At 49.1% G+C, this 25,742-nt stretch carries 16 protein-coding genes, 3 tRNA genes and 1 pseudogene; 18 read left to right on the forward strand and 2 right to left on the reverse strand.

Annotated features, from left to right (window positions below; all coding sequences use genetic code 11):
• Nucleotides 1-102 precede the first annotated feature (102 nt).
• The 5 genes and pseudogenes from COHPA_RS24885 to COHPA_RS0122405 all read left to right on the forward strand — a co-directional run bounded on the left by COHPA_RS24885 (nucleotide 103) and on the right by COHPA_RS0122405 (nucleotide 4,773).
• Nucleotides 103-1,077, forward strand: a pseudogene (locus COHPA_RS24885) (UDP-glucose dehydrogenase family protein).
• Nucleotides 1,077-2,069, forward strand: a complete 993-nt coding sequence (locus COHPA_RS0122390; protein WP_027088382.1) for a GDP-mannose 4,6-dehydratase — start codon at nucleotides 1,077-1,079, stop codon at nucleotides 2,067-2,069. The pseudogene COHPA_RS24885 and the gene COHPA_RS0122390 overlap by 1 nt, the downstream one beginning before the upstream one ends.
• 188 nt (nucleotides 2,070-2,257) lie before the next feature.
• Entirely contained in the window at nucleotides 2,258-2,560 is a 303-nt protein-coding gene (locus tag COHPA_RS24015; RefSeq protein WP_027088383.1) for a hypothetical protein, read from the forward strand.
• Between the two features lie 166 nt (nucleotides 2,561-2,726).
• Entirely contained in the window at nucleotides 2,727-3,656 is a 930-nt protein-coding gene (locus COHPA_RS0122400) for an ABC transporter ATP-binding protein (RefSeq protein WP_027088384.1), read from the forward strand.
• Nucleotide 3,657: 1 nt separating this feature from the next.
• Entirely contained in the window at nucleotides 3,658-4,773 is a 1,116-nt protein-coding gene (locus COHPA_RS0122405) for an ABC transporter permease (RefSeq protein ID WP_027088385.1), read from the forward strand.
• A gap of 203 nt (nucleotides 4,774-4,976) precedes the next feature.
• Here the strand turns inward: COHPA_RS0122405 and nagZ are convergent, their stop codons facing one another.
• Nucleotides 4,977-6,326 carry a beta-N-acetylhexosaminidase gene (gene nagZ / locus COHPA_RS0122410; RefSeq protein ID WP_245590317.1) on the reverse strand — a complete coding sequence of 450 codons (1,350 nt, stop codon included), beginning with the start codon at nucleotides 6,324-6,326 and terminating at the stop codon, nucleotides 4,977-4,979.
• Between the two features lie 92 nt (nucleotides 6,327-6,418).
• A complete protein-coding gene (locus tag COHPA_RS0122415) occupies nucleotides 6,419-8,080 on the reverse strand; it encodes a glutamine--tRNA ligase/YqeY domain fusion protein (protein ID WP_027088387.1) in 1,662 nt (553 codons plus the stop codon).
• Nucleotides 8,081-8,306: 226 nt separating this feature from the next.
• Here COHPA_RS0122415 and COHPA_RS0122420 point away from each other — a divergent pair, with 226 nt between their 5' ends.
• The 13 genes from COHPA_RS0122420 to COHPA_RS0122480 all read left to right on the forward strand — a co-directional run bounded on the left by COHPA_RS0122420 (nucleotide 8,307) and on the right by COHPA_RS0122480 (nucleotide 25,742).
• On the forward strand, nucleotides 8,307-9,080 hold the full coding sequence (locus tag COHPA_RS0122420) for an ABC transporter ATP-binding protein (protein ID WP_027088388.1): 774 nt from the start codon (nucleotides 8,307-8,309) through the stop codon (nucleotides 9,078-9,080).
• The gene (locus COHPA_RS0122425; protein WP_027088389.1) at nucleotides 9,043-10,155 is read left to right on the forward strand and encodes an efflux RND transporter periplasmic adaptor subunit; all 1,113 of its coding nucleotides are present in this window, start codon (nucleotides 9,043-9,045) and stop codon (nucleotides 10,153-10,155) included. The genes COHPA_RS0122420 and COHPA_RS0122425 overlap by 38 nt, the downstream gene beginning before the upstream one ends.
• 3 nt (nucleotides 10,156-10,158) lie before the next feature.
• On the forward strand, nucleotides 10,159-13,062 hold the full coding sequence (locus COHPA_RS0122430) for an FtsX-like permease family protein (protein WP_027088390.1): 2,904 nt from the start codon (nucleotides 10,159-10,161) through the stop codon (nucleotides 13,060-13,062).
• 3 nt (nucleotides 13,063-13,065) lie between these two features.
• The gene (locus COHPA_RS0122435; protein WP_027088391.1) at nucleotides 13,066-13,956 is read left to right on the forward strand and encodes an ATP-binding cassette domain-containing protein; all 891 of its coding nucleotides are present in this window, start codon (nucleotides 13,066-13,068) and stop codon (nucleotides 13,954-13,956) included.
• Nucleotides 13,953-15,662, forward strand: coding sequence for an extracellular solute-binding protein (locus COHPA_RS0122440; protein WP_027088392.1), 1,710 nt, complete (start codon nucleotides 13,953-13,955; stop codon nucleotides 15,660-15,662). Before COHPA_RS0122435 ends, COHPA_RS0122440 begins: the two co-directional genes overlap by 4 nt.
• A gap of 147 nt (nucleotides 15,663-15,809) precedes the next feature.
• Nucleotides 15,810-15,974 (forward strand): hypothetical protein, encoded by a 165-nt coding sequence (locus COHPA_RS25905; protein WP_169733291.1) that lies wholly within the window; start codon nucleotides 15,810-15,812, stop codon nucleotides 15,972-15,974.
• Nucleotides 15,975-16,053: 79 nt separating this feature from the next.
• Nucleotides 16,054-16,227, forward strand: a complete 174-nt coding sequence (locus tag COHPA_RS24890) for a YycC family protein (RefSeq protein ID WP_069202074.1) — start codon at nucleotides 16,054-16,056, stop codon at nucleotides 16,225-16,227.
• A gap of 81 nt (nucleotides 16,228-16,308) precedes the next feature.
• Nucleotides 16,309-16,385: transfer RNA gene (locus COHPA_RS0122455), tRNA-Met, on the forward strand.
• Between the two features lie 24 nt (nucleotides 16,386-16,409).
• Nucleotides 16,410-16,486: transfer RNA gene (locus tag COHPA_RS0122460), tRNA-Ile, on the forward strand.
• 211 nt (nucleotides 16,487-16,697) lie between these two features.
• Nucleotides 16,698-16,786, forward strand: a tRNA-Leu gene (locus COHPA_RS0122465).
• A 1,207-nt stretch (nucleotides 16,787-17,993) separates the two neighbouring features.
• Entirely contained in the window at nucleotides 17,994-21,533 is a 3,540-nt protein-coding gene (locus tag COHPA_RS0122470; RefSeq protein WP_027088393.1) for an SIR2 family protein, read from the forward strand.
• A gap of 381 nt (nucleotides 21,534-21,914) precedes the next feature.
• Nucleotides 21,915-24,275 (forward strand): EcoAI/FtnUII family type I restriction enzme subunit R, encoded by a 2,361-nt coding sequence (gene hsdR, locus COHPA_RS0122475; RefSeq protein ID WP_035121767.1) that lies wholly within the window; start codon nucleotides 21,915-21,917, stop codon nucleotides 24,273-24,275.
• Between the two features lie 24 nt (nucleotides 24,276-24,299).
• Nucleotides 24,300-25,742, forward strand: coding sequence for a type I restriction-modification system subunit M (locus tag COHPA_RS0122480; RefSeq protein ID WP_027088395.1), 1,443 nt, complete (start codon nucleotides 24,300-24,302; stop codon nucleotides 25,740-25,742).

The following is a 25,742-nucleotide window of genomic DNA, read 5'->3' on the forward strand; positions in this document are numbered from 1 at the left end:
CGGATCGGTTTTTTTCGTGCGGCAGGATATCGGTTTCCCATTGAAGAAGACAATGTATAGACCAACGCCATACAACTTAGTTGCAGATAAGGATGGGACGCTATGAACATCGCAGTAGCAGGTACCGGATATGTCGGACTAGCGACGGCTGTATGTCTTGCGGAACAAGGGCATTCGGTTGTTTGCGTTGACGTCGACAAGGGTAAAATCGATCTTCTTCAGCAAGGCAAATGCTTGATCTACGAGGCCGATCTCGAACCGATGATGCATCGCACCCCGATCGGCTCGTCTACACGACGGACGGTTCAAGCGCTTATCAGGAAGCCGAGGTCATTATGATCTGCGTCGGCACGCCCGAGGCGGTCAAGGATACGCTATATGCTTCGCGCATCGTCATCGGCGCGGAGGACGATTTCGGCGTCGAGATCATGAGGCGATTGTACGGGAAATACGAGTGCCCGTTCGTCATCACGGACCGCCGTAGCGCGGAGATGACCAAGTATGCCGCGAATGATTTTCTAGCATTGAAAATATCGTATATGAACGAGATCGCGAATTTGTGCGAAATCGTTGGCGCCAACGTCGAGGACGTCGCCAAAGGGATGGGGTACGACGAGCGGATCGGCGGCCGGTTCCTACGGCGGCTCGTGTTTCCCTAAGGACACAAAGGCTTTGCATTGGCTCGCCAACTACAACGACTACGAGATTAAGACGATCAAAGCGGCGATCGAAGTGAACGAAGCGCCTGCGCTGGCGAATATCCCGTTCCTTCTCGAAGACGGCGCTAACGTTCATGTATGGGACCCGGTGGGCATGGACCATTTGCGGGAGGTTCATGACGGGGAGGTCGTCTATTGCCGGACGATCGAAGAGGCGCTCACGGATGCGGATGCTTGCTTTATTTTCACGGAGTGGGAGGAAATCAAGAGAATCGACCTGCAGGAATTTCCCCGGTTAATGAAAACCCCGCACGTGTTCGACGGGCGGAATTGTTACGCGGTCGCCGACGCCAAAGCCGCCGGCATCCTGTACGAGTCGATCGGCAGAAGCGGACGGAAGGAAAGGAGCATGTCTTGATGAAAACCGTTCTGGTGACGGGCGGCGCCGGGTTTATTGGCTCCCATCTGTGCGAGGCGTTGCTGCTGGCAGGTCATACGGTCGTCAATCTCGATAGTTATAACGACTATTACGATCCGGCGATTAAGCGGGCGAACGTAGATGAGACGCGCGCTATGATGAAACGAAGTCAAACGCCGGACGTCCGTTATACGGTAGCCGAAGGCGATATCCGGAATCGCGAAATGCTAGGCGAACTCTTCGCGCGGCATTCCTTCGATGCGGTCGTGCATCTTGCCGCTTACGCGGGAGTCAGGCCGTCTATCGAACAACCGGTCTTGTACGCGGACGTGAACATTAACGGTACGGTCAACCTGCTCGTGACATGCCGGCAATACGGAGTGCAAAGTTTCTTGTTCGCTTCTTCCTCGTCCGTCTACGGCAATAACGAGAAGGTTCCTTTCTCCGAAAGCGACATTGTGGATTATCCGATCTCACCTTACGCCGCGACGAAGAAAGCCGGCGAGCTGCTATGCCACACGTACCATAGCCTTTACGGAATCAACGTGGCATGCTTGCGGTTTTTCACCGTGTTCGGGCCGCGGCAACGTCCCGATCTCGCCATTCATAAGTTCACGAAGCTGATCTTGGAAGGCAGACCGGTACCTTTCTACGGAGACGGCTCCACGGAGAGGGATTACACGTATATCGAGGATATTATCGACGGCGTTACGAAAGCGCTCGATTGGGCGTGCGAGGGCCAAAAGAAATACGATATCTTCAATTTGGGAGAATCGAATACGATCAGACTGGATCGAATGATCCGGGCGATCGAGGAAGCGGTGGGGAAGCAGGCGATACTGAATCGGCTGCCGATGCAGCCGGGGGACGTGAAGCGGACGAACGCGGACGTCTCCAAAGCGAAGCGGGAGCTCGGGTATGCGCCGAGATGGCATTTCGAAGACGGGATCCGCGAGTTCGTCGCTTGGGTGAGAAGCAAAGACGAAAAATAGCGAAATGTCATAAGTAAATATACCCATAATCCGAAAGCTTATGATACTATTAGATCATATGAAGATAGGGTTGGGGGTCTAAAATAATGGACAATGAGCTTCGAGTAGCGCACTGCCCCAAATGCGGTAAAATCTTTCAATTAAATATGCGAAACATGTGCAACGAATGCTCGGTGGAAGATGATTCCATGCTTCGTCTGATCGAATTGCAATTGCTGCGAAACCGGCATATGACGAACGAGGAGTTATCGGAAGCTTCCTCCGTCCCGCCGGATCGGATTCGCTCCTTCATCCGTTCGGGAAAGCTGAAGCTTTACGATTACCCGAAGCTCGCGGACGAATGCGACCGCTGCCAGAAGCCGATCCGCAGCGGGACGATGTGCCTCGCCTGCAAAACGCAAATCCAAGACGATATCGCCAACGCCCTTGAACAAGAGAGATTGATGAAAGAACGGATTCGTCAGAACACGTATATGTCCCGAGATCGATAACCCCGATCCGATAAGCTGACTCATGCGCCCGCGCGCAGGGTCGGCTTTTCTATTGCTCCGTCTTCAGACCGAGACAACCGGCATCCCGAAGACCGTCGTGCGACATTGACACGTTAAGTTACAATAGATGAGGAATCGTTAATTGGAAAATGAAGGAGCGACGCTCATGCCCGTATTAGAAGTGAAAGGCTTGCGCAAAACGTTCGGAGCCGTAACGGCGGTCGCGGAGATCAGTTTCTCCGTCGAAGCCGGAGAAGTATTCACGATCATCGGTCCGAACGGCGCCGGCAAAACGACGACGTTGGAAATGATCGAAGGCTTGGTGCCGCCCGATGCGGGTACGATTACCGTAGACGGGCTGACGTGGGAAAAGAACGAAGATGAGATTAAATACAAGATCGGCGTGCAGCCGCAGTCGAGCGCGATGTTCGATTTGCTGACCATCGAGGAGAATCTCGATCTGTTCGCATCGTTCTACCCCCGCTCCAAGAGCATTGCGGAAGTGCTCGAGATGATTAACTTGACCGACCATCGGAGCAAGTACGTCAAGTCGCTCTCGGGAGGACAGCGTCAAAGGCTTGCGATCGGACTGGCGATGATTAGCGATCCGGACGTTATTTTCTTGGACGAACCGACGACCGGACTGGACCCTCAAGCCCGCCGCAACATCTGGGACATCGTGCTGAAGCTGAAAGAGCTCGGGAAAACGACGATCCTTACGACGCATTATATGGAAGAAGCGGAGAAGCTTAGCGACCGAGTCTGCATCGTAGACCAAGGCCGCATCGTTACGCTGGATACGCCGGCTGCACTCATCGATAGATTGACCAAGGAGCGCGAAGTCAGAGTTTCGTTCTTGGACGGCGAATCGGCCGCGGCGGAGGCCGAGAGCGTCGCGGCGCAACTGCCGGGCGTCACGAAGACGGTTCGGGAAGGCGCGTTCCTGCAACTATGGTCGGTTCAACCGGAAGAGTCCCTCTACGGGCTGTTCGGCTTCACGAAGGAACGGGGCTTCCGCGTCGAGCAAGTGTCGATTCGCGAGCTAAGCCTTGAAGACGTATTCATTGCCTTTACGGGCAAGGAATGGAGGGATTAGGATGAGTCGCACGAGGCAACTCGGCAAGCTGTTCGTCGCGGATATGAAACTTATGTTCCGCGAGAAGCAAGTATGGTTCTGGAATATTTTCTTTCCTATTATTCTCATGGTTATCTTCATGCTCATCTTCGGAAGCAGCAGCGAGAATTTCAAGGCTAAGGTCGCGATCGTAGAGACTAGCGCGAACGCGACGTCGGATCGGTTGGAACAGGAGCTGCGTAACGTGCCGGTGTTCGAGTGGAAATCCGAGCAGCCGGTCGACCAAGCCCAAGCGGACAAGTGGATCGAAGATAAAGACGTGGACGCGGTCATCGTGCTTCCTGCGACCGAGGACGCGAAGACGTTGAAGCTTATTTTCAACAAAGAAACAGAGATGAGCGCGACATCCCAAGCGATATCCGGCATCGTCGGCCAATTCATCGAACAGGCGAACTGGAGCGAAGCCGGCGTCACGCCGACCTTCAACTTGGACGTAAGCTCGATTTCCGGCGGCAGCGAGGATCTCGAATACGCGGACTTCCTCATGACGGGACAGATCGCTCTCGCGATCGCGCAAGGCGGCTTGTTCGGCATGGTCGGCATGGTGGAAATGCGCCGCAAAGGCTTGCTTAAGCGGCTGAAGATGACGCCGGTTAGATTAGGGCTGCTCGGGTTGTCGGGTATGATCGTACGGTTTATTCTAGGCGTGTTCCAAATCCTGGTGTTAACGGCGATCGGCGCGGGCTTCTTCGGCGTGAATCTGCACATCGACCCGGCGACGCTGATCGTGGCGTTCTTCGTCGGAGCGATTACCTTCAATGCGCTAGGCTACTTATTCTCCTCGTTCAGCAAGACGATGGAAGCTTATATGGGGTATGCCAATATCGCAAGCTTCGTCATGATGTTCCTGAGCGGAATTTTCTTCCCGACGAGCGGATTCCCGGATTGGCTCAAGACGGTCAGCGAGGTGCTGCCGCTCACTTACTTCGTGGAAGGCATGCGCGACGGCATGGCGTACGGCAGCGGAATCGGATCTTCCGATTATTGGTTGGGCATCGCCATTCTGGCCGGTTGGGGAGCGGTCACCTATGCGATCGGCGCGTTGGTGTATCGGAGAACGAAGATCGAGGCTAGATAGTCAATGATGGGAAAATGGCTGTTGTCTTCGCTTACGGGCGGGGGCGACGGCCTTCTTTGTTTGTCCCTTATAACGATATCCCCGTCGCTCAGGGGCGCGGCGTTGCCGCATGCCTGAGTGACGGGGATGTCGTGAGGGAAGGAATGTAACCCTGCTGCAAACCTGAGCGAAAGGGATATTGTTATAAGGGAGCGGAATCCGCGTTACTTCCGCCCGGACGTCGCTTGATTCAGACGAGTTTTCCACTCGCGAATTTGCTCGTTCGGCAAATCCGCGGCCGTAGGGATCGGCGTCGGCTCGTCCGAAATCGCGTATTTCAGCTTAAGCGAGAGGATGCGGCGGACGCTCTCGTCGATGCGCCGTTCCGATAAAGTGCCGTCTTTCGCGGAATTCAAGAGCTTATTGTGCACAGACTGCATTTTCGAGTATTCGTGGGCTACCATGACGATATCGCTGCCCGCGAGGATCGCTTTCAGAGAGCCGTTAACGATGCCGTAGTTGTTCGCGATCGCCCCCATCGTCATCTCGTCGGTGATGACGACGCCGTCGAAGCCAAGCGTGCCGCGAAGCTGGTCGCCGATAATGACCTTCGACAACGATGCAGGCACCTCGTTATCGACGCGCGGGAACAAGATATGCGCGGCCATGACGACGTCGGCTCCGCTTTCGATCGCCGACCGGAAAGGCACCCATTCGAAGTCCTGAAGTTCCTCCAACGATTTGCTAACCACCGGAAGCTCCCGATGGGAATCGACCGACGTGTCCCCGTGACCGGGAAAATGCTTGACCGCCGCGATGATCCCGGCGTCTTGAAGCCCCTGCATCTCGGCTACGCCCATCTTGGCGACAAGGTCCGGTTTGTTGCCGAACGAACGGACCCCGATGACCGGATTGTTCGGATTGCTGTTAATGTCGAGCACGGGAGCGAAATTCAAGTTTAATCCCATCGCGCGCAGTTCGTCCGCGAGCAAACCGCCGAGCGCCTTGGCCAAGTTCGCGTCGTTAGACTTCCCGACGGCATGGCTGTCGGGAATCGTTTCGAAATCGGCCGGCATCCGGTTGATCTTCCCGCCTTCCTGATCCACCGCCAAGAATAGCGGAGCCGCGCCCTTATGGTTGGCGGCTTTCAGGTCGTTCACGAGCTTGACGGCACCGCCTATCGTCTTCAAGTTGTTCTGATAGAAAATAACTCCGCCGACATGCAGATCCTGGATCAACCGTTCGGCGGTCTGGTCCATCGCCGTGCCATCGACGCCGATCATGATCATTTGGCCGATTTTCTCTTCGAGGGTCATTCGGGACAGGATCGCCGAAACGGCGTCAACCTCGCCTGCGGGCGGAGGAGAAGCAGCATTCGACGGCTCGGGTTCATGGGTTTGCGATTCCGCGGGCGGCGCGGAAACCGATGGGGTCGGCGTACCCGTCTCCCCGGCAGATCCTTGCTCGATCGGCAGCGGATCGGCAGCTTCATTGCCGTTGTCCCCGCTGCTGCACCCGATGATGATTGCGAGAGTCAGCAGCGTGACTAAACATGCGATATGGCGTTTCATCATCAACACTTCCCCGTCGGATTGTAACAAAAACGCCCCTGGAACCCGTCTTGGGGTTGCCGGAGCGCTAATGCAATATAGGCGATCGCAAAAACTTAAACTTCGAAAGAGCTTTTCAGCGATACGATGCGGTTGAATACGGGCGCATCGGGCGTCGAGTCTTTAGGATCGACGTTAAAATAACCGTGGCGGAACAATTGGAATTTGTCTCCGCCGGCCGCTTCTTTCATGCCGGGCTCGACGAAGCCTTCCTGCACTTGCAGCGAGTTCGGGTTGATCCGCTCCAAGAACGATTGGCTGTCGTCCTCATCATCTTCGGCAATAAGCGGTTCGTATAAACGGAATTTCGCCGGAACCGCGTGATTCGCGTCGACCCAGTGGAGCGTGCCTTTGACTTTGCGTCCGGTAAAGCCGGAACCGCTCCTCGTCTCCGGATCGTACGTACAGCGAAGTTCCGCGACTTTGCCGTCCGCGTCCTTGATCACTTCTTCGCACTTGATGAAATACGCGCCTTTCAGTCGCACTTCGTTGCCCGGGAACAGGCGGAAGTACTTCGGCGGAGGCGTCTCCATAAAGTCGTCCGACTCGATGTAGATTTCGCGAGAGAACGGGATTTTACGGTGGCCCATCTCCGGATTCTCGGCATTGTTCTCGATGTCCAGCCATTCCGTTTGGCCTTCCGGATAGTTCGTAATGACGACTTTAAGCGGCTGCAGCACGGCCATCGTCCGAAGCGCCTTCAGCTTCAAGTCCTCGCGAATGAAGTGCTCGAGCATCCGTTCGTCGACGATGCCGTAGCTCCGGGCTACGCCGATTTCGCGGCAGAAGGCGCGAATCGCTTCCGGCGTATAGCCTTTGCGGCGAAGGCCGGATATCGTCGGCATGCGCGGGTCGTCCCAACCGTCCACGACTTTCTCGTCCACAAGCAGCTTTAGCTTTCTTTTGCTCATGACCGTGTTGGTCAAGTTAAGGCGCGCGAACTCGTATTGATGCGGCGTGGCCGGCATCTCGCACTCGCGGATCACCCAATCGTAGAAAGGCCGTTGGTCCTCGAACTCGAGCGTGCAGATGGAGTGCGTAACGCCTTCGATCGCGTCCTCGAGCGGGTGCGCGAACGTGTACATCGGATAGATGCACCACTTGTCGCCCGTATTGTGATGATGAGCGTGCAGCACGCGGTAAATGATCGGGTCGCGCAAGTTCACGTTCGGGGAGGCCATGTCGATCTTCGCGCGGAGCACTTTCTCGCCGTCGGCGAACTCGCCGTTTCTCATCCGGGTGAAGAGATCCAGGTTTTCGTCTACCGTACGGTTGCGATATGGACTTTCTTGGCCCGGTGACGTCAGCGTGCCGCGGGACTCCCGGATTTGATCCGGCGTCTGGTCGTCCACGTAGGCGAGACCTTTGCGGATGAGCAGAACGGCGCGATCGTACATTTGCTCGAAATAATCGGACGCGAAGAACAAGCCGTCCCATTGATAGCCAAGCCATGCGACGTCTTGCTTGATCGACTCGACGTACTCCACGTCTTCCTTGACCGGATTCGTATCGTCGAAGCGCAGGTTCGTCCTGCCTTTGAATTCGTCGGCAAGCTCGAAGTTAAGCACGATCGACTTGGCATGTCCGATGTGCAGATAGCCGTTCGGCTCGGGCGGAAAGCGGGTGACGATCTCTTGCACTTTGCCGGCTTCGAGATCCTCGATCACGATATTTTTAATAAAGTTTGATGACGGCGTCTTCGTTTCCAATCCGACCAACCTCTCTCCAGGTGAATGTATATCTTCTAATAATACACAAGATCGTCCCCTTTTATAAAGGGCTATGCCCAAAAATGGTGAAGGTCCGTAGGCGGTTTCCGTCAATGAAAGGAGAATGTTCTCCATTTTCTCTTAAAAAAATGATAAAGGTTTAATTTTTCCCGTAACTTTTCTAACGTAACTCTCGTTATAAATGATGAAGAGTTTGGCAAGGGAGGAAATTCACATGCTGTCATGGCTGCGCCGCGAGACGACGGCGAGTTCGCCGAGCGATCCGAACGACGAATCGGCAGAACGGGCGGACGGGCAACGAAAGCCCTCATCGCAAGAGCCGCTGTTGACCGTTCGAGACGTAGAGCGCTCTTTCGATGTCGGTGGCAGCAAGCTTAAGGTTCTGAAAGGCATCAATCTTACGCTCTATCCGAATCAGCTCATCATGCTTAGAGGGCGTTCGGGTTCGGGGAAGACGACGCTGATGAACCTTATGGGGGGCCTGGACACGCCGACCGCAGGGGAAATTATGTTCCAAGATCGGCCGCTGCACAAGTGGGGAGACGATAGACGAACCGAGGTTCGCCGCAAAGATATCGGATTTATCTTTCAAGCATACGCCCTATTGCCGCTGTTATCGGCATACGAGAACGTTGAATTGTCGCTTCGGATGGCCAAAGTGCCGCGCAGCGAGTGGAAATCCAGAGTAACGTCTTGCCTGGAGCTAGTGGGCCTAGGCAAACGCATGCATCATCGGCCGTTCGAGCTGTCGGGCGGCGAGCAGCAACGCGTGGCGATCGCCAAAGCGATCGCGCATCAGCCCGTCCTGCTGCTGGCGGACGAACCGACGGCCGAATTGGACAGCCAGATGGCGGCGCAAGTGATGCAAGTGTTCAAAGAGATCGTCGCTACGCAGAACGTGACGATCTGCATGACGACGCATGACCCGACAATAATGGAGGTTGCAGACCATGTCTATGAAATGGTGGACGGCGTATTCGTCTCCTAATCATGCTAATAGGAACGCGCGGCAGAGAGGCCGCCTCGTCTCGACCTTAATCGCGACGATGGCCTTGTCCGTTGCGATAACAGGATGCAGCGTGCTGCCTGACGAGCCGGAGGAAGAAGATTTCTCCGCGATCGAGCTTCCGAAAATTTCGGAGAAGCCGACCTACGAGGTAACGACGAAGACGCTCGAAACGAAGGTGCAGGGCTCCGGCAGAATGCTGTCGTTAACGGAGAAAACCCTCTATTTTACTTTGGAAGGCAAACGGCTTAAGAAGCTATACATACAGCCCGGTCAACAAGTCGAGGAAGGGCAGCTGATCGCCGAGCTGGACGTAGACGATCTGAAGAAGACTTTGCGCACGCAGTCTCTTGCCTTTAAGCAACAAGAGCTGCAGATGAAGAAGACGCTCCAAACGAAGGATGAGATGGACGCGCTAGAATACGAGCAAGCCGTGCTTAACTTCGAGCAGGCGCGTCAAGGACTCATCGACATGCAGGAAGAGATCGACAAAGCCGTGCTGACCGCCCCTTACAGCGGCACGGTCGTCGGGCTTTCCGTGCAAGAGGGTTCGCAGATCAAGGCCTACGACGCGATTTGCACGATCGCCGATCCTAACAATCTTGTCGTAGCGGCTACGATGTCCCGCGACGACTTGGAGAAAGTCGCGATCGGCATGGAAGTGCAAGTAGACATCAACAATGCGGGCAAATTCACGGGCAAGGTCAAGCAGATGCCGACGACCGACACGAGCAACGACAACGGCGGCGGTGGCGGGCAAGGCGGCAATCAGGCGCCGCTTCGTCTCGATCAATTCCTGCTCGTCGACGTGAAGGATCTTCCGAAGACGGTTACGCGCGGAACTCCGCTCTCCATCGGGGTCGTCACGAATCGCAAGGAGAACGTCGTCGTCATCCCGACGGTGGCGCTGCGCACGATCGGGGCGCGCGCCTACGTGCAAATCGCCGAGGCGGACGGCACGAAGCGCGAGGTCGACGTGGAAATCGGCCAGCAAACCGCGACGGACGTCGAAATTCTGCAAGGCCTGACGCCGGGACAGAAAGTCGTAGGAAGGTAACCGATGGCGCTCATTCGATTTCTATTCCGCAAAATGTGGAACACGCGCTGGTTGACGCTTAGCACGCTAGCCGGATTGTTCATCGCCGTCGCGTTCACGACGAGCATTCCGATGTATGCGGATGGAGCGCTGAAGCGCGTCGTCTCCCAATCGCTGCAGGATAACAGCCAAGGCTTGCCGGCCGGCGCGCTGCTCATCAGCTATCAGTCGACCGACGGCCAGACCAGGATGGAAGCCTTCGACGACGTCAACGGCTACATCGAGAACGAAGTGACAGCCGACATCGGCTTTCCGATCGATTCGTCGCAGCGGAGCTTGACGCTGCGAAGCTCGGAGGTGTATCCCGAGGACTCTACCAAAGTCGATGCGAGCCGAACGCGCAAGCTGACGATTTCCGCATTCAGCGACTTGAAGTCGCAAGCGGAGCAGGCGAGAGGCGAATGGTTCTCCGACAAGTCGGACCAAGACGGCACGATTCAAGCCGTCATGCTGGACGAGGCGATGTTCCGCAACGACCTGCACGTCGGCGACGTGCTGCTCTATCCGATATCCGGAGGCAGGGAGCTTCGCGTGCAGATCGTCGGCTCGATCAAAGCGAAGGAAGCCGACGGGGGCTACTGGTATCAAGGTTTCGAAGGACTCATGAACAGCTTGTTCATCTCGGAGAACGTGTTCGTTAACGAGTTGAACAAAGGAATGGGGCTTCCGATTCAGATCGCGAACTGGTATTCCGCGTTCGACCTGCGCGAGATCAAGACGAGTCAGCTGTCTCCGCTGTCGAGCACGTTAAACCGTATCGACATCGAAGTGTTCAAACGGCTGAACGACACGCATCTGAGCATTTCGTTCGCCGATATGCTTAAAGAATTCCGCCGCGACAGCATACAGCTCCAGACGATGCTGTTCACGCTGGCGGCGCCTATGATCGCGATGGTGTTCTACTTTATTACGATGAACTCCCGGCAAGCGCTGGAGAAGCAACGCTCGGATATCGCGGTGCTGCGCAGCCGCGGGGCGAGCACGAGGCAGATCTTCCTCCTGTTCCTTCTAGAAGGAGCGCTGCTAGGCATCGTAGCGTTGGTCGTCGGACCTCTCTTCGGATGGTTCATGGCGAAGAGCATCGGCTCGGCGAGCGATTTCCTCTATTTCGTCGACCGTAAATCGATACCGGTCGGTTTCTCGTCCGACAGCGTCATAGCGGGTCTAGGCGCGGTTATCGTAGCGATCGGCGCGGCGGTCATTCCGGCTCTCGTATTCACGCGAACGTCTATCGTCGACTACAAGCGGCAAGTCGCGCGGTCGGATCGCAAGCCGTTCTGGCAGAAGTGGTTCCTCGACGTCGTTCTGATCGGCGTAGCCGGCTACGGCTGGTATCTGTTCAACGAGCGTCAGATGGTATCGTTCACGACCGGCGTCACGACGGACCAACTGAATGTGCAGCCGTTCCTGTTCTTCGTGCCGGCGATCAGCATCTTCGCGGGAGGGCTCTTGTTCCTTCGGCTGTTCCCGCTCTTGTTGAAGCTGTTCAATCTGATCTGGAAGAAGCTGTTGCCGGTTCCGTTGTATTTGACGCTGACGCAGCTGTCGAGGTCGGCCACGTCTTACTATCCGCTCATGATCTTGCTTATTCTGACGCTCGGGCTCGGCGTATACAATTCGTCCGCTGCACGTACGATCGGACTTAATTCGGAAGAGCGCACGATGTACAAGTACGGAGCCGACGTCGTCGTCAAAACCGTATGGGAAGGCAGCCCCGAGTTCGAGCTCCCGTCCGGCAACTCCGGCGGAGGCTCAGGCGGGGGAGGAAGCGGAGGCGGCGCTGGCGGCGGGCAAGGAGGCGGCCAGGGCGGAGGCCAAGGCGGCAGTCCCGGAGGTCCGGGCGGCGGGCAAGGCGCAACGCCGACTCGAATCAATTTCAACGAACCGCCGTTCGAAGTGTTCCGCACGTTGCCGGGCGTCGAGCACGCGGCTCGCGTGCTGCAAACCAAAGGCAGCCTGACGATTTCCGGCAAGACAGCGGGGCAGGCGACCATCATGGGCTTCGATAACGTCGATTTTGCCCGCGTCGCTTGGTTTCGCGAAGATTTGTACCCGCACAGCCCGCTCAAGTACTTGGAGTGGATGGGTAAATTCCCGAACGGGGCGTTCATTTCGTCGAACGTAGCGAAGAAGTTCGATCTGAAGCGCGGGGATATCGTCCGCACGGTGCTGCAGGAGCAGCCGATCGAATTCGTCATTATCGATACGTTGCCGTACTGGCCGAGCCAATATCCGGATCAGTCGCCGTTCCTGATCGCCAACCTCGATTATATTTATGATCAGGTACCGCTCATTCCTTACGACGTGTGGCTGAAGATGGAGCCCGGCGCCCCTACGGGTCCGATCATTCCGGTACTCCAAGGGCAGGGCATCGAGCTGCAATCGATCGAAGACATGAGCAGCGAGCTGGCCGTGCAGAACAAGCATCCGGCGCGCGGCGGCGTATTCGGAATCCTAAGCTTAGGCTTTATCGTAACGATTATCGTCTCCTTGTCCGGCTATATTCTGTTCTGGTTTTTCAACCTTTCGCGCCGCGTCGTGCAAATCGGCATCTTGCGGGCGATGGGCTTGTCGCGCAAACAGCTGACCGGCATGCTGCTCTTGGAGCAAGTGTTCACGGCCGGCTTGTCGATCGGACTCGGTATCGGCATCGGCAAGATCACGAGTTTGCTGTTCTTGCCGTTCCTGCAGACGACCGACAATGCGGCGAACCAAATTCCGCCGTTCCGCGTCGTATTCGAAGCCGCGGATACGAATCGGCTGTATATCGTCGTCGGCGTCATGATGACCATCGGCGTCGCCCTGCTCTTTGCGCATATTCGCAGATTGAAGGTCCATCAAGCCGTCAAGCTGGGAGAGGAAAGATAACCGATGATTACATGCGAAGGGCTAGTGAAGATTTACAAAGCCGACGATCTAGAAGTCGTCGCGCTGCAAGGGCTTAACCTTAGCGTAAAGCCCGGCGAGATGATGGCGATCATCGGCAACAGCGGAAGCGGAAAGTCGACGCTGCTGAACATTCTCGGCGGATTGGATCGACCGTCCGCCGGGCAAGTGCAGGTCGGGCCTTGGAATCTGCTAAAGGTAAGCGACGAGGATCTCGTTAAGTATAAGCGCGATACCGTCGGCTTCATCTGGCAGAACAACGCGCGCAACTTGCTGCCTTTCCTTACCGCGCTCGAGAACGTCGAGATGCCGATGATGTTCGCCGGCAAGCTGGACCGGGCGTATGCGAAGCAGTTGCTCGAATGGGTCGGGTTGAAGGACCGTATGCACAATAAGCTGCAGCAGCTGTCCGGAGGCGAGCAGCAGCGCGTGGCGATCGCCATCTCCTTGGCGAACCGTCCGCAACTGCTGCTGGCGGACGAACCGACAGGCTCCGTCGATACGCGCACCTCCGACGTCATCATGGACATTTTCCGCAGGTTCAATAAGGAACTCGGGCTTACGATCGTGATCGTCACGCACGACCTGTCGCTCGCCGGCAAAGTCGACCGCGTCGTCGCCATTCGGGACGGATTAACGAGCACGGAATTCCTCAAGCGCAACCCGAATCTCGATCTGTCGTTGCCGCTGTCCGGCGGACATTCGCTCGAGGAAGTGCACGAAGCTTACGTCGTCGTCGACCGCGTAGGACGGATGCAAATCCCGAAGGAATACTTGAAGGCGCTCGAGATCGGAGACAAAGCGACGATGGAATTCGACGGAGACAAAATCATTATTACCGCACCGAAAACTTTGGAGGGGGAAGAAACCGCATGACACAAAGACATCAAGCACGCAAATGGCTCCTCGCCGGGACGGCTCTTACGCTGCTCGTTCCCGTATTGGCGGCATGCAGCACGAAGAACGATGAAAGCGACCCGAACAACCGCCACACGCTCCGTATCGGTACGCTGTACGGCAGCGCGCAGGACGATCAGTATTACCGCCAGCAGTATACGGATTTATTCGAGTTCGATCACGGCAATATCGACATCGAGATCGTTCCGGCGATCGACTGGAACCAAATGCAATTCGACCAGGATCCATCGAAGCCTTACCAACAGCCGGATCCGATGGAGAAAGTCAAAGCCATTATGACCGGAGATCGTCCGGTAGACGTCATGATTCTCGATATGAGCTTGCTCCCGCAGCTTGTGAACGAGAACATGCTGAAGCAGCTCGATCCGCTTCTTAAGGAAGACGAGATCGACACCAATGCGTTCGTGCCGACCGTGATCGACGGCATTAAGGAGCAGGGGAACGGATTCATCTACGCGCTGACGCCGACGTTCTCTCCTTCCGCGCTATATTACAATAAGAAGCTATTCTCCAAGCAGGGAGTAGAGCCGCCTACCGACGGTATGAGCTGGGATGACGTGTTTAACCTGGCTAGACGCATGAAGCAAGGCCAAGGCAAAGACGCGGTCTTCGGCTTCACGTTCAACCAATGGGGCGGAAGCAATGGATATTACGATATTCAAGGCTTCGGAGCGCCGTTGCAGCTTCGCATGTTCGATGACAAAGCAGAGACGATGACCGTTAATACGCCGCAGTGGGAAGCGCTGTGGAAGATGGTAACCGACCTGAGCAAAGATCATATCATTCCGACCCAAGAAGATATGCAGGCGATTTACGACGAGCAGAACAAAGCGGCTACGGATGGGAATATCCGCTACAATCCTTATCAAGGCCAGCTGTTCCTGAACGGCAAAGTGGCCATGACGGTCGGCGACTACGGCATGATCAGCCAAATTCAGCAGATGAACGCGAACGCGGATAAGCTGAAAATGGATAAGCTGGAGTGGGATGTCGTCACGATGCCTTTCTTCCAAGAGAAACCGGGAGTCGGCGGCAGCATTTATTTGAACCAATTGGCCGGCATTAACGCGAAAGCGGAAAATCCGGACGACGCATGGGAATTCATCAAGTTCATGAACGGCGAGAAGTCGGCGAAGTTCAAGTCCCGCAGCACGTATGAAATGTCCTCTCTTAAATCGTTCATCAAAATCAGAGAAGGCATGGATTCGTTCAATATCGATGCGTTCACGAAGATGAAGCCTGCGCCGGTATCCCAGTCGTCCCTTAAGGACCAGGAGCTGTACCGCCAGAAGCCTAACCTGAACATGGTGAACGAGCTCGGCAACCAGGCTTACAACAAAATCATTCAAGGAACGAAGACGGTCAAGGAAGCGCTCGAGGAATGGCAGACGAGAGGCAACGATCTGCTGCAGAAGATCAAGACGAATCCGGACGGCCCGATCGAAGGCATCTATGACGACGTATACGGTGGCGGCGGCAACATCCCGTTCGAGAAGCTTGAGTTGATGAGAGCGGCCGGAGAGGTCGTCGAGTCCGACGCCGCGGAATCGTCCGAAGCAACGACGGAAGAAGCGCCGGCAGATGACACGGCAGATGATTCTGCAGCGTCCGATTCCGCAGAAGGTTCCGCTGCATCATCGGAAGCCGTTCAAGTCGTTGAATAAAGCGTAAGGATTGCGAAGCACCCCGCAGCGTATCGTCGGAGATCCGATAATCTGCTGCGGGGTGCATTCTATTGTCAGGAGCGGGTTTCAAAAACGGTTCCGCCGTGCATCCTAGAAGGAACGACCCGGATTACGGAGGGATGTACGTTGAAATGGGTATACTGGTCCAGGCTGTATGAGAGCAAGTTCCAAGTAGGATGTCTTGTGCAAAGGATGGAGCATGACGGCTGGGTGTTCGGCATCGATATGCCGCGCGAAATCGAGGTATACCGGTCCCGCAAAGGGCGCTACGGCGTCCGCTACCTGCCTTGAGCTTGTCGTCCCGACTCTTGGCATTCGAGGCCGTCTGTGCTAAGCTGAGACCGACGCCAGTTGCTTAGGAGGAACGACGATGAGACCGATGCCGATATCGGCGGATACAGCCCTGAAACTTTCGAAATTCATGAACGTGCCGGTGGAGCATTTGATGCATATGCCCCAACATGTCTTGCTCCAGAAGCTTGCGGAGATGGCGATGGCCGAAGGCGGTAAAGACAAATCCGATAATGGCGGGAAAACCGAATAAGTCAATTCGGAAGTTGACACGGGGCATGGCAATAGGGTATATTATTATTTGTCGCCAATAAAAGGCACCTATTACTATCGACGCGGGGTGGAGCAGCCCGGTAGCTCGTCGGGCTCATAACCCGAAGGCCGCAGGTTCAAATCCTGCCCCCGCAACCAACCTTTTTCACCGGACCTAGACGAGGGCCTTTAGCTCAGTTGGTTAGAGCGGTCGGCTCATAACCGATTGGTCGCAGGTTCGAGTCCTGCAAGGCCCACCAACAGCAGAATTGAAGAACGAACTCATAGGTATCCAATCAAGAGAGATCCCGTTGCTCGCAGGAGCATGGGGTCTCTTGCTTTTATTCGAATTTACTTTGACGAATTGGGGGAGGGATTGGATAAGTTGACCTTGCTATAAGCCGCCGATCCGTGGTAATATAAAGTCTGTTGTCACGGTTAGCGGATCATTCCGAAGCTGGCAACGAACGTGCCGGGGTGGCGGAATTGGCAGACGCACAGGACTTAAAATCCTGCGGTGGGTGACCACCGTACGGGTTCGACCCCCGTCCTCGGCACCACTTAATTTTATTGGTTTTTTGCATAACGGTGCTAATGCTAAAAGTGCACGAGTCCTGTGGTACTATTCACTACACAGGATTTCGAAAGATAAATCCCTTTTTTGACTTGCTGAGATCAGGTCAAGGAGGGATTTTTTTGTACAAGAAAAGAGTAAAGGGAGTGCAATCTAAATTCATTGCGGATTGGAAAGAATGCTTGGAGAGGTTCTTACGTTTTAAACGAGCTCAAAGTAAAAGTGAGTTAACGAATGGATGACTATCGGAGACATATCTCGATGTTTTTTCGGAGATATGATTCGGACTGGGTGGTGTATGAAAATATCGACCAAAAATCTTGAAGCGTCTGTTGGAACTACCCGACAAACACACATTTGCTGGTACCGATTAGAATGCAAACTATACGGTCTATAAAACAGTTGCTTTCAGCACGGCATTCAGAGTGGTCTGCTAAAACGCCCATATTTTGCACATGGGAAGGAAATTCGCTAACAAGGCATACATGGGGGATAGGATGGAGGTTTACTCTAACGCACGTGGAATGAAAATAAGACCATATGATTTGCGGCATGTTTTTCGTTGAATTTTCTACGCAATGGTGCTTCGGTATTTGCATTACAAAAAGCTTAGGACATACAGATTTGACGATGACAAAGCGGTATGTTGCTCTTTCGAATGAAGATCTAAAGAAACAACATAACTATGCATCACCAATCCATTCGCTAGTACCTGAGAAAAATCGGATAGGTAAATTATAGTTCTAAGGGGCGGAAAATCCGTCCCTTTTTACTTTTTTGGATAATTTCTCAATGACCCAGTTCTCTACTTCTTTAATTGAAACCCCATGATCTAAAGCCACTTGCTATTCTAACCTTCAAATATTGTGGTTGATATCCCTTACGCACTCATATGAATAGCGGAGGGAAATTGACCATTTTTACTCTTACAGCGAAATCACCATTCTAGAACAAAAAGATTAGGTTTGAAGAAGGTGTGTAGCTAATTATGACGAATTATTGGAGACAAATATTAATATTGAGAATTAGAGAGTGGGTAACTCAAAAAACAAGTATTTGACCTGAGTGGATTATCCCTATAAGTACGATCTTCTAAGATTGTGTCTTATGGTTACTTTGCGATAAGTAATATTAAAGTTGATCTTACTAAAGACATAACCCTATATTGCAATTCTTCAAAGGAGTATTGTCCAATGTGGATAACGAAACATATCGATCTTCCTGATGAAATAATTGAAGCCCAGAAAAAAGGTGAACTTGTAATTTTCGCTGGAGCAGGTGTATCAACACCACCTCCATCAAATTTACCGAATTTCGAAAAATTAGCTAATGCGATTGCACAAGGTTATATTCCGTATAATAAATCCACTTCAATAGACACCTTTTTGGGGAAATTGCTAAACAGAGGAATAAGAGTGCATGAAAAAGTCATAGAGCTACTAACCTCACCAGATTCTAAACCTTGTTCTTATCATAAAAACATAATAAAGCTATTCGATAAAGATGATATTAAAATTGTAACAACGAACTTCGACGATCATTTTAGAAGTGCAGCTTATGGTCTTGAATTGCCTATTTATTCAGCTCCAGCACTGCCATTGGGTCGTGATTTTACTGGAATTATTCATTTACATGGAAGTGTAACAAAGAGACCGCATGATTTAGTGATAACAGATAGCGATTTCGGAAGAGCATATTTTACAGATGGCTGGGCTACTACATTTTTAAGGGGTATGTTCTCTAACTATGTAGTTCTTTTTATTGGATTTAGTGCAAATGATCCCGTTATTCAATACATTGCACGTGGATTGGGATCAAACAATCGTAATAGATATGCATTTACTGAAGAAGGGCAACACGAACATTGGAATCACCTACAGATCAAATACATTGAATACCCGTATTCCAGGCATCAATTGTTAGAAGAAGCAATTGAAGCTTGGGTTGTTCGGACACAAATGGGTGTATTTGAACAACGGAAGCTTATAAAAGATATTGCTGAAAACCCTCCTGAATTGAATGCAGTCGATGAAAGCTATATCAGACATCAGTTAAAAGACCAGTTAGGAGCACAACATTTTTTTGAGTTCTCTAAGGATTTTCAATGGGTAGAGTGGATGGATAGTAACAATTATTTGGATTCCCTCTTTAAGATTGATACAGAACTTACGCCGATTAAACATATGCAAGCGATATGGTTTTCCAGTTTCCTTGGCGATGACTCAGAGAGAATGTTAAAACTAATCATGGATAAAAATGCCATAGGAAGTTATTTTAAAGACTATCTAATGAGAGCATTGCAATTGAAAAGTGTAAACCTATCTGCTGATCATTTTGGTAAATGGCTACCGGTTATTTTGAACCATGTTAATTTTAATAGGAAGGAAGATCAAATAGAATTTATTTGTAAAGATTTGGAGTATCCGAAAAACAGGGACCAAATTATTGTTTTTATTAAATACTTGACTACTCCAATTACTAAGTATAGAAAGAAATTTTCACTTTCTGAAAGCAATAATGAATTCGTTGATGTAGAAATAGAAATTCAAGGTGATACTTATTGGTTAAGACAGATTTGGTCAAAGTATGTCGCACCAAACCTTGATTTTTTTTCATTTCCTATACTGAATCTATTAATTAATCAACTTCAACTGGTAACTCACCTTCAAAAAGCAACAGGGCATGGAGATTGGGACCCTATTAGTTTCTCGCGTTCTGCAATCGAACCGCATGAACAAGACCGATATCCAGATAGTATGGATATTGTTATTGATGGTTGTAGAGACTCACTAAAATACTTAATCGATCATGATGTGGATCTTGCTTCTTCGATTATTAACCAATGTTTTATGAGTGATAGCAAATTACTAAAACGAATTGCTATCCATTCATTTAAGTTACTTGATACAATCACTTATGATGGAAAGTTACAATGGGTAATAGAAAATGAATTATTGTTTAAATCAGATTTTAAGCATGAGGTATATCAGCTAATTAAACATGTATATTTTCAAGTGACAATCAAAAGTAAGAGGCAGTTTTTGAAGAATATTAAGGATGAGTTTGAGAAGAAAAGAGCGGTATTAGAAGATTCCAGAAAAGAAAGTATGGATTATGAAGAGTTTAATTTATACTACTGGCTTACTGTTTCAGACGAAAATTGCAGATTAGCAAGAAGAGCCTTTAAAGATGCAAAAAGGAGAAATAAGCGTTTTGAGGCGAGAGACGAATATCCTGATTTTACTCACTGGAGTTCGACTGGTGGTTTTGTAAGGTTATCTAGCAAAGTAACAGTAGATAAATTATTATCAAAAGACCCTGATGATCCTACCGATTTAAATTGGCTTATGAATTACAAAGAGAAAGATAGTTTCTTTGATAGACGAGAAGGTTTTTTAGAGGTTGTTAGTTCCGCAATTGCCACTCAACCTGCATGGGGGTGGAAATTGATGAGGCGTTTGGTAGCTCCTCCGAAAAAGTGGAAAACTGATCTGTGGAAGTCTGTTATAAATGGTTTAAAAGAAACGAATTTATCAAATGAAATGTGGTTTGAACTTTCTAAAACCTTATTAGACCATCGGTACCTCAATACGCTGCGTTATGAGATTGCATATCTTTTTGATAAGGCAACAAAGTCTGTTGGAACAGATTTTCAACAAAGTATCAGTGTAATAATAAAAATTTTTAATAAAATATTCAACGCGTCGGAAAATTCCGATATCTCTGCGACTGATGATCCATTTATTCAAGCTATCAATCATCCTGTTGGTAAGCTAACTGAATTTTTCTTCTGGGTATATATAGAGAGCTTTAATGATGATGGGGCTAATAAGCAAATCATAAGTGAAATTAAGAAGGATGTTTTTTCTAAGCTGATTAATCAAAAAAATGATAAAGCTCAGTTGGGTCAAGTTATCCTTGCTCACAGATTGCATATTTTCTTGTCCGTTGATGAGAAATGGAGTAAAGATAATTTAATCCCATTATTTGATCCTACGTATGATAAAGAAATGGCCATAAAGGCCTGGAATGGATATGCATATGGCGTAAGATGGAATGAGCGAATTCTAGAAAGTCTTTTCCCGAACTTATTGTTGATATTACCTTTCACTAACGATATGAAAGCTAAAATTGAAGAAAGCATTTATCGCCTGTGCTCATCGATATTGTTATTCTCAACGGATTTCCATGAACCATTAATGAATCATTTTATTACGTCAGGAAATGGATACCAATTAACACTTCTGACCAAAGAGCTGAAACACAATACTATTCAGCTTGATGAACAAGCTCTACTGACTGCTTGGCAAAATTGGTTAGGTAATTACATCACAGCCAGGCTTCAAAACCTTCCAGTCAGAATCAGTGATGATGAAATACTTGAAATAATCGATTGGGTTCCTTACGTAGAACCTGTCATTGAAGAATTTGTAAATCTGTTGGTTACCTCTAGGCAGGTAAGATTGAAGAACAGTCATTTTATATACCAAATCAGCGAAAATGAATTAGGCAAAAGGTATCCATTTACAATGTTGATTTTTTTAGATTACATTTTGAAAGATACTGATTTGGCCTTTTATGCTGAAGAGGCCTTCACCATTATGACGCATATACTTGAAGCACTAGGTAATAAAAATGATCACTATCCAATCGTTTGCGAGAAATTAATGCAATCCAATGTTTTGAGAGCTGTTGAGCTAAGGGAACAATATTATTTTAAGTTTAGATCATAATGGGAGAGTATGCTAATTACTACGTATTCTTTTAAATAACTGGGTTCGGTAAGATAAATTCACTAATAGGTCGTGGATGGTTGACTTATCAAGTCTTTCCTGCGACTAGAGGACGCACAGGATCATAAAATGAACAATGAATGTGATTGTGTAAAATGTATACTACGGTCTAATTGAGCCCATTATTTTGGGCTCTTTTATTTGACTAAAATACAAATGACATAACAAACTTCTATTGAATCATTCTTTTTCTCACTCTTTATAGATTTTTTAGTAGTATTATTACAGGAGATAACGTCCAATAGTGGAATAAGTCTATTGAACTACTTTTTTGATATCTTAATTAATAAAAAAGGAATTGTACTAAGGAGCGTGTCGGTTTTGAGTAAAAAAGATCTTTCAGAACGGGATATATGCTCTAAATACATTACACCAGCTGTAGTTCAATCGGGTTGGGATCTACAGAAGCAAATACGTGAAGAAGTTTCTTTCACAGACGGCCGTATTATCGTTCGCAAGAAGATGGTAAGTCGCGGTGAGAAAAAGCGTGCTGATTATATCCTTTATTATAAAGCTAACCTTCCTATCGCCATTATTGAAGTCAAGGATAATAAGCATTCTATCGGTGCAGGGATGCAGCAAGCGATTAACTATGGCGATATCCTGGATATTCCTTTTGTCTATTCCTCGAATGGGGATGGGTTTCTTGAACATGACAGGACAGCTACCTCAGGAGAAGTTGAGCGTGAACTAACATTGTCGCAATTTCCTTCTCCTGAGGAACTGTGGCAGAGATATAAAATCGCCAAAGGTATTGCTGTAAAAACTGAAGAAACAATTGTCGAGGAGTATTACTTCACACAGGAGTCTAAAAGCCCTCGCTATTACCAACGTATAGCCATTAACCGGACAGTTGAAGCAATTGCCAAAGGCCAAGACCGTATCCTACTTGTAATGGCGACTGGAACAGGTAAAACATATACAGCGTTCCAAATCATTTATCGTTTATGGAAATCCAAGACAAAGAAACGCATTCTCTTTCTCGCTGACAGGAACATTCTTGTTGATCAAACAATGACCAATGATTTTGCTCCGTTTGGCGACAAGATGACTAAGATAAAGAACCGTAAAATAGATAAAGCTCATGAAATATACCTTGCATTATACCAAGGTATTACAGGTACGGAAGATTTTCAGAATGCTTATAAAGAATTCTCTAGAGACTTCTTCGATTTGATAATCATAGACGAGTGTCATCGCGGCAGTGCTAAAGAGGATTCGGCATGGCGGGAGATATTAAATTATTTTGATTCTGCTACCCATGTTGGACTAACTGCAACGCCTAAGGAAACCAAGGAAGTTTCAAACTTGAGTTATTTTGGCGATCCGTTATATACATATTCGTTAAAACAAGGTATCGAGGATGGGTTCCTTGCTCCATATAAAGTCGTTCGAGTACTACTAGATAAAGATGTCGAGGGATTCCGACCGACCAAAGGCCAGCGAGATAAGTACGGTTATGAAATAGAAGATCGGGAGTATAACATCAAGGATTACGATAAAAATCTGATCTTGGAAAAACGTACACATACTGTTGCGAAAATGGTTTCGGATTATTTGAAGTCCAACAAGTCACGCATGGCAAAAACGATTTTCTTCTGTGTGGACATTGATCATGCCGAACGTATGCGACAAGCATTAGTTAATGAAAATGCAGACTTGGTAGCTAAGAACTCGAAGTATGTAATGAGGATCACGGGCGATAATGACGAAGGAAAAGCTGAATTAGATAATTTCATCGATCCTAATGAACCATATCCAGTTCTTGTCACTACAAGTAAACTCATGACTACTGGTGTTGATGCGAAAACATGCCAGTATATTGTTCTAGACTCCAATATCAACAATATGATCGAGTTCAAACAAATTATCGGACGTGGAACTCGAATTCGAGAGGATTTTGGAAAGTTATATTTTACGATTATCGATTTTAGAAATGTAACCAAGTTATTTGCCGATCCTGATTTTGACGGTGATCCGATTGTCGTCAAACCAGTCACAGGAGATATTCCTCCAGAAGATGGTCCTGAAGATGGAGGCGAAGCTGGAGGGTCAGGTGACGATACTCCTGGGGGAGGGTATGGAGATCCTCCTGGCGGAGATGGAGGAACCAATGAGCCACCTGCCAAATATTACGTGCATAATATTGAAGTCAAAGTTCTTAACCATCGTGTCTATTACTACGACAAAGATGGTAAACTGATTACCGAGTCACTAATCGATTACACTAAGAAAAATGTGAAAAATGAGTATCAGTCACTAAATGATTTTTTAGTCAAATGGAACGATGCCGAAAAGAAGAATGCCGTGTTAAAGGAATTAGAGGCTCAAGGCATTTTATTGGATGAACTGCAGGAGGAAGTGGGTAAGGACTTTGACCCATTTGATCTGATTTGCCACGTGGCGTTCGATCAACCGCCTCTTACACGTCGAGAGCGGGCTGAGAACGTAAAGAAACGTAATTATTTTGCGAAATACAGTGAGCAAGCTAGACTCGTTTTAGAAGCTTTACTGGAGAAATACGCAGACGAGGGAATCGTGAATCTAGAGAGCATTGAGATATTAAAGATTCCAGAATTCCAATCCTTTGGTTCACCAATTGAGATAGTAAAAAGATTTGGTGGGAAACAAGGTTATTTAACCGCAATTAAAGAGTTAGAACAAGTAATTTATTCAGCATAGAAGCAACTGGGAGGATAATCACAAATGTCAGTTTCAGCAGTAATTAAATCAGTACAAGATACAATGCGTAAAGATGCAGGTGTCGATGGCGATGCTCAACGAATTTCTCAATTAGTATGGATGGTGTTCTTAAAAGTCTTCGATGCTAAGGAAGAAGAATGGGAGTTATTGCGTGACGAGTATTTGCCAATTGTGCCTGAAGGATTACGTTGGCGTGATTGGGCAGCCAATGACGAAGGCATGACAGGTGACGATCTTCTTGACTTCGTGAACAATAAGCTGTTCAAAGAGTTAAAAGATATGCAATTAGATGAATACAGCGATCCAAAGGCTTTTATTGTGAAAGCTGTATTTGAAGATTCCTATAACTATATGAAGTCAGGTACTTTAATGCGTCAAGTGATCAATAAGCTGAATGAAATTGATTTTACTACGCAACAGGACCGCCATATGTTTAATGATATATACGAGAATATACTGAAAGACTTGCAGAATGCGGGTAATGCTGGGGAATACTATACTCCACGTCCTGTAACACAATTTGTTGTAGATATGGTTAATCCGCAGCTTGGTGAGAAAGTCCTGGACTTCGCTTGTGGAACTGGTGGTTATTTGACGAGCACAATCGAACACTATATAAGTACAGATCAAATCAAGAATATTGAATCAAACCATTTATTACAGGAAACGATTATGGGAATTGAAAAAAAGCCTCTACCACATATGCTGGCTATGACGAATTTGATCTTACATGATATTGATGCACCTAAGATTAAGCATGATAACTCACTTTCGAAAAATGTTAGGGAATATCGCCCCATTGATCAAGTTGATGTAATTGTGACGAATCCACCGTTTGGTGGGATTGAAGAAGACGGTATTGAAATTAACTTTCCTGAAAAGTTTCGTACTAAGGAAACAGCCGATTTATTCATGGTTTTGCTTATGTATCTTCTAAAAGATGGTGGTCGAGCGGGAATAGTCTTACCTGATGGATTTTTATTTGGGGAGGGAGTTAAAACAGCAATTAAGGAAAAGTTGCTAGATGAATTTAACCTTCATACCATTATTCGCCTACCAAGTGGGGTCTTTGCACCTTATACGAGTATAAGTACAAATGTTTTATTCTTTGAAAAAGGGAAGTCTACGAATTTAATTGATTATTATCAAGTACCTTTGCCTAAAGGCTATAATAGTTTTTCCAAAACTCGTCCATTCAGATCTGAACATATGGAACAAGTGCGAAAATGGTGGAATAATCGTGATTATGACTTGAATGGTTATCAAGTGACAATCGAACAGATTAAAGCTAGAAACTATAACATTGATTTTAAAAATCCTAACTTAATACAAGAACAGCCAGATTATTCTTTAGAACAGTTATCAGTTATGCTAGAACTAAAGTCATTACACTTCTCAACTCTTGTTGGAAAGATTAAAGCGTCTATTCAAGGAATGGAGAAGTAA

This window comes from Cohnella panacarvi Gsoil 349 (assembly GCF_000515335.1).
GTDB lineage: Bacteria > Bacillota > Bacilli > Paenibacillales > Paenibacillaceae > Cohnella > Cohnella panacarvi.